Source organism: Marinobacter santoriniensis NKSG1 (assembly GCF_000347775.1).
GTDB classification, from domain to species: domain Bacteria; phylum Pseudomonadota; class Gammaproteobacteria; order Pseudomonadales; family Oleiphilaceae; genus Marinobacter; species Marinobacter santoriniensis.
Window position 1 is genome coordinate 65,030 of the sequence record NZ_APAT01000030.1, and the last position, 6,151, is coordinate 71,180.

Annotated in this window: 6 protein-coding genes; all 6 read left to right on the plus strand. The window is 56.9% G+C overall.

From position 1 onward, the window contains the following. Positions 1–31 precede the first annotated feature (31 nt). The 6 genes from MSNKSG1_RS18480 to MSNKSG1_RS18505 all read left to right on the plus strand — a co-directional run bounded on the left by MSNKSG1_RS18480 (position 32) and on the right by MSNKSG1_RS18505 (position 5,942). Entirely contained in the window at positions 32–1,750 is a 1,719-nt protein-coding gene (locus MSNKSG1_RS18480) for an acetolactate synthase 3 large subunit (RefSeq protein ID WP_008940822.1), read from the plus strand. A gap of 2 nt (positions 1,751–1,752) precedes the next feature. After that, positions 1,753–2,244 (plus strand): acetolactate synthase small subunit, encoded by a 492-nt coding sequence (ilvN, locus tag MSNKSG1_RS18485; RefSeq protein WP_008940823.1) that lies wholly within the window; start codon positions 1,753–1,755, stop codon positions 2,242–2,244. Between the two features lie 65 nt (positions 2,245–2,309). Beyond that, positions 2,310–3,326, plus strand: coding sequence for a ketol-acid reductoisomerase (gene ilvC / locus MSNKSG1_RS18490; protein ID WP_008940824.1), 1,017 nt, complete (start codon positions 2,310–2,312; stop codon positions 3,324–3,326). 92 nt (positions 3,327–3,418) lie between these two features. Then, entirely contained in the window at positions 3,419–4,246 is an 828-nt protein-coding gene (pssA, locus tag MSNKSG1_RS18495) for a CDP-diacylglycerol--serine O-phosphatidyltransferase (RefSeq protein WP_008940825.1), read from the plus strand. 97 nt (positions 4,247–4,343) lie between these two features. Further along, entirely contained in the window at positions 4,344–5,321 is a 978-nt protein-coding gene (gene msrP, locus MSNKSG1_RS18500) for a protein-methionine-sulfoxide reductase catalytic subunit MsrP (protein WP_040887095.1), read from the plus strand. Positions 5,322–5,339: 18 nt separating this feature from the next. Then, positions 5,340–5,942 carry a protein-methionine-sulfoxide reductase heme-binding subunit MsrQ gene (locus tag MSNKSG1_RS18505; protein WP_040887096.1) on the plus strand — a complete coding sequence of 201 codons (603 nt, stop codon included), beginning with the start codon at positions 5,340–5,342 and terminating at the stop codon, positions 5,940–5,942. Positions 5,943–6,151: the final 209 nt, after the last annotated feature.

Below are 6,151 nucleotides of genomic sequence, written 5' to 3' on the forward strand. Positions count from 1 at the left end.
CTCATTCACTCGTAGAAGAGGGTAGAAAATCGTGGAGTTATTGTCTGGCGCCGATATGCTGATCCGGTCCCTTCAGGATGAAGGCATCGAATACATATACGGCTATCCGGGTGGTGCAGCGCTGCACATTTACGACGCGCTGTTCAGGCAGGACAAAGTCAAGCATATTCTGGTTCGGCACGAGCAGGCCGCGGTCCACATGGCCGACGGTTACGCGCGTGCAACCGGAAAACCAGGTACCGTACTGGTGACCTCGGGTCCTGGAGCCACCAACACGATCACCGGCATTGCCACCGCGTTCATGGATTCCATCCCCATGGTGGTTTTGTGCGGTCAGGTTGCGTCTCATCTCATTGGTGAGGATGCCTTCCAGGAAACCGACATGATTGGCGTGTCCCGGCCGGTCGTGAAGCACAACCTCTCTGTGCGTCACCCCGAAGAGATCCCCGAAGTCATTCGCAAGGCCTACTATATTGCTGCCACCGGTCGCCCCGGTCCGGTTGTGGTGGATATCCCGAAGGATATGACCACGCCCAACGAGCGCTATGAGTATACCTACCCCAAGAAGGTCAAGCTGCGCTCATACAATCCGGCCATTCGTGGCCATGCCGGCCAGATCAAGAAAGCAGTCGACATGATGCTTGCCGCCAAGCGTCCGGTTATCTATGCCGGTGGTGGCGTTATTCTTGGCAAGGCCTCCGGTCAGCTCACGGAACTGACCCGGATGCTGGGGTATCCGCTCACCAATACCCTGATGGGCATTGGTTGCTATCCGGCCTCCGACAAGCAGCACCTGGGATGGCTGGGTATGCACGGGACCTACGAGGCCAACATGGCCATGCATCACTCGGATCTGATTCTCTGTGTCGGCGCGCGTTTTGACGACCGCGTGACCAACGCCACCGAAAAGTTCTGTCCGGGGGCCCGGATCATCCATATCGATATTGATCCGGCGTCCATCTCCAAGACCGTCGAAGCCGACGTGCCCATTGTTGGCCCGGTCGATGCGGTCCTCAAGGAGATGCTTTCTCTGGTTAAGGAAAGCAAGACCCGGCCGGATGCCGACGCCCTGGCGTCCTGGTGGAAGCAGATTGACGAATGGCGCGCGTTTCATGGTATGCGCTACGAGACCAGCCCCGATGTCATCAAGCCCCAGGAAGTCATCGAGTTGCTTTGCAAGCTGACCAATGGCGAGGCGTTTGTGAGCTCGGACGTCGGGCAGCACCAGATGTTTGCCGCCCAGTACTACAAGTTCGACAAGCCCAACCGGTGGATCAACTCCGGTGGCCTCGGCACCATGGGGTTCGGTTTGCCCGCGGCGATGGGTATCAAGCTGACCCATCCGGACGATGAGGTTCTGTGCATCACCGGGGAAGGCAGTATCCAGATGAACATTCAGGAGCTGTCGACCTGCAAGCAGTACAACCTGCCGGTCAAGATCATCAACCTGAATAACCAGGCTCTGGGCATGGTCAAACAGTGGCAGGATATGAACTACGAATCCCGCCACTCCCAGTCTTACATGGAATCCCTGCCGGACTTCATCAAGCTGGCGGAGGCATACGGGCACGTCGGCGTGCGCATCGAAAAGAAAGAGGATCTCGAGACCAAGCTCAAGGAAGTGCTGGCAATGAAAGACAAGCTGGTGTTTGTCGATATCCTCGTTGATCGTTTCGAGCATGTGTATCCGATGCAGGTCGCCCGTGGCTCCATGAAGGATATGTGGCTCAGCAAGACGGAGAGGGTGTGATCATGCGTCGAATCATTTCTGTTTTGCTGGAAAACGAGCCGGGTGCATTGTCAAGGGTCGTTGGGCTGTTCTCACAGCGCAACTACAACATCGAGACCCTGACAGTGGCGCCGACCGAAGACGAGACCCTGTCCCGCCTGACGGTTACGACCACGGGCTCGGACAAGGTCATCGAGCAAATCACCAAACAGCTCAACAAGCTGATCGAGGTGGTGAAGCTGGTGGATCTGACCGAAGGCGCGCACATCGAACGGGAACTGATGCTGGTGAAATTGAAGGCAACCGGTTCCCAGCGCGCCGAGATCAAGCGTACGGTGGATATTTTCCGGGGCCAGATCGTGGATGTCACCAGTTCGGTTTATACCGTTCAGCTGGCGGGCGACAGCGATAAGCTGGACGGCTTTATCCAGGCCGTGGGTACGGCGGGTGTCCTGGAAGTTGTTCGTACCGGTGTCTCCGGTATTGCCCGTGGTGAAAAGGTGCTCAGTCTGTAACGGCTCTCATCAATATTTTGAACATCATGGCCCTGAGGGGCCATTACCAATAAAAGAGGTTTCTCATGCAGGTTTATTACGATAAGGATTGCGATCTTTCCATCATCCAGGGCAAGAAAGTTGCCATCATCGGTTTCGGATCCCAGGGCCACGCCCACGCGTGCAACCTGAAAGAATCCGGTGTTGACGTGACTGTCGGTCTGCGTCCGGGCTCTTCCTCCATCGCCAAGGCCGAAGCCTACGGCCTGAAGACCAGCGACGTGCCGTCTGCGGTTGCTGCCGCCGACGTGGTCATGGTCCTGACTCCGGACGAGTACCAGGCCCAGCTGTACAAGGCCGAGATCGAGCCGAACCTGAAGCAGGGCGCCACCCTGGCATTCGCACACGGTTTCGCCATCCACTACAACCAGATCGTTCCGCGCAAGGATCTGGACGTGATCATGGTTGCTCCGAAGGCGCCGGGCCACACCGTTCGCACCGAGTTCGCCAACGGCGGTGGTATCCCGGATCTGATCGCCATCTTCCAGGACGCTTCCGGCAACGCCAAGAACCTGGCTCTGTCCTACGCCAGCGGTATCGGCGGCGGCCGTACCGGCATTATCGAAACCAGCTTCAAGGATGAGACCGAAACCGATCTGTTCGGTGAGCAGGCCGTGCTGTGTGGTGGCACCGTCGAGCTGGTCAAGGCCGGTTTCGAGACCCTGGTGGAAGCTGGTTATGCGCCGGAAATGGCCTACTTCGAGTGTCTGCACGAGCTGAAGCTGATCGTAGACCTGATGTACGAGGGCGGCATCGCCAACATGAACTACTCCATCTCCAACAACGCGGAGTATGGTGAGTATGTCACTGGTCCGGAGATCATCAACGAGCAGTCCCGCGAAGCCATGCGCAATGCGCTGAAGCGCATCCAGAGTGGTGAATACGCCAAGATGTTCATCTCCGAAGGCAGCCTGAACTACCCGTCCATGACGGCGCGTCGTCGTGACAATGCGGCTCACCAGATCGAAGTGGTTGGTGAAAAGCTGCGCTCCATGATGCCGTGGATCACTGCGAACAAGATCGTGGATAAGGACAAGAACTGATCCGGGTTGCCGGCACAGTTCTGAAAACGCGGCCCGGGTGGCCGCGTTTTTCGTATATACTCCGCCCATATGCTTTCCGGAGTGAATGAGGAATGACTGAACAGAAAAAATCCACTGGGACGGAAGCGAAAGCCCAGGAAGAAGAGGTGAGGGCAACGGAATCCGAAGTCGATTCCGGCGAAGTTGTCGAAGAAGAACTGGTCGAGGGTGCGCCGGTTCGCCGCAAGGGGATCTACCTTCTGCCCAACGCGCTGACCACGGCTTCCCTGTTTTCCGGGTTCTACGCCATTGTCTCGGCGGCAAACGGCGTGTTTGATAACGCTGCCATAGCGGTGTTCGTCTCCATGATCCTCGATGGCCTGGATGGCCGGGTTGCACGGATGACCAATACCCAGAGCAAATTTGGCGAGGAATACGATAGTCTGGCGGATATGGTGGCCTTTGGTGTTGCGCCAGGGCTTGTTGCCTTTTTCTGGTCGCTCAATGGTCTTGGGAAGTTTGGCTGGGCCATTACGTTTATCTATGTGGCCGGGGCGGCATTGCGCCTCGCGCGGTTCAACACCCAGATCGGCTCCGTGGACAAGAAGTTCTTCGTGGGTCTTCCCAGCCCCTCTGCCGCCGCCTGTGTCGCAGGCCTGGTCTGGTGCTTCCACCTTTTCGAGCCTTCAACCTGGCTGACCATGCTCACGGTTGTGGTTGTCGGAGGTACCGGCGTGCTGATGGTCAGTAACATCTTTTACCGAAGCTTCAAGGATCTCGATCTTCGGGGAAGGGTGCCATTCGCGGCCATTCTGCTGGTGGTTTTGATGTTCGTGGTGATCGCCCTGGACCCGGCGACCGTATTGTTTACTGTGTTCCTTCTGTACGCGTTGTCCGGCCCTGTCAGGGCGCTTTTCCGGGGCAAGCCCCGTCGCACCTGAGGGTTCCACCTGGTCGGGCTCGATTCGGTCGGGCCCGGGCACGTTTTGGGGAGTGTCCGGTCAACACCTTTGAGATCTGGTGATCGGAGGCTTTCCAATGTTGATCAAGAAACGCCCCTCATGGGCCTTGAACCATTCCGAGGTTACGCCGGAGTCGGTTTTCCGAAGTCGTCGTCGGTTCATGGCCGGGCTTGCTGCAACAGCGGTCGCAGGGTCGCTCCTGCCACGCTTCAGTGTAGCAGCACCCGCCCCGGTCCAGGGGCAATCCCTCCCGTTTACGCCCATGCCGGACTTTTCCACCGACGAGGAGAAGACGCCATTCAGGGACGTGACTCACTACAACAATTTCTACGAATTCGGCACCGGAAAGGAAGATCCTTCCCGCTACGCCGGGGAAATGGTTGTCGATCCCTGGTCGGTCACGGTGGAAGGCGAATGTGACCGGCCCGGTACCTATTCTATTGATGATCTGGTCAAGCCCCTTGACTACGAAGAACGCATCTATCGTCTTCGCTGTGTTGAGGCCTGGTCCATGGTGATTCCCTGGATCGGGATCCCCCTTGCTGACCTGATCAAGCGCTTCGAGCCTAACAGTCGTGCGAAGTATGTCTATTTCGAGACGCTGCAGGATCCTGAGCATATGCGTGGGCAGCGTTCCGTTTTCAGCACCATTGACTGGCCCTATAGAGAGGGGTTGCGCATGGATGAGGCAATGAACGAGCTGAGCTTCATGGCCTTCGGGCTCTATGGGAAAGCGCTGCCCAAGCAGAATGGTGCACCAATGCGCTTGGTGGTTCCCTGGAAGTATGGTTTCAAGAGTATCAAGTCTATTGTTCGAATCCGCTTTCAGGAGACCCAGCCGGAAACGAGCTGGAATATGATTGCGCCGCAGGAGTACGGCTTCTACTCCAACGTGAATCCAGAGGTGGATCATCCGCGTTGGAGTCAGAAGCGGGAGCGTCGGTTGCCTTCCAGCCTTCTCTCTACCAACTGGATCGATACCCGTAAATTCAACGGGTACGGGGAGCAGGTGGCGCACCTGTACAAGGGGATGGACCTGAAGAAGTATTACTGATCCGTTGAGGGGCGCTTGATGTTAAGGCTGCGGATGCCGTTGTTCCGGTTGCTGGTGTTTGCCGGGGCCTTGCTCCCGTTTGCGTTACTGGTCATGGATGCATTCGGTGGACGGCTTGGTCCGGATCCCGGAGAGCGACTTACGGAAAGATTGGGCCTGTTGGCCTTTCAGTGTTTGCTGGTGACCCTGTTCATGACGCCGCTTTCGCGTTGGACAGGATCGCCAGTCTGGATCCGTGTTCGCAGAATGCTCGGGTTGTTTGCGTTCTTTTATGCCGTGCTGCACCTGCTGGCCTTTCTCCAGTTCGTCATTGGCTGGGAAGACCTTTGGGTCGCGTTTACCAAGCGTCCCTATATTGTCTTCGGCACCATAGCTCTGTTGCTCATGTGCCCGTTGGCCATCACATCTACCCGGGGCATGATGAGGCGATTGGGGCGGAGCTGGAAACCGTTGCACCGTCTGATTTATCCGGCGCTCGTGTTTGCCTGGCTCCATTTCCTCTGGCAGGCGCGAAGTGACGTGGGGGAGATGATGGCGTACGCCGTGATTGCCATTGTCCTGTTGGTCGTTCGGGTCTACTGGTTCGGTTGGCGAACGTTGGTTCCCCTCCGTCGCGCCTGATGGTTTACCGGCGGATTTGAGTGGTTTTTGAACAGCCGAATAGGTGGAAACCGAAGGGTTTTGAAATAAAGGAAAATTGGCCGTTGACAGTTTGGCTGAGGGCTGTAGAATGCGCACCACTTCAGAGGGACAAGCCGTTGAGGCGGCGGGTTTCGAGGGAGTTAACTGCTTGAAAGCTTTGAAGAAAAAAGAGTTTGAGATTTCTTCAG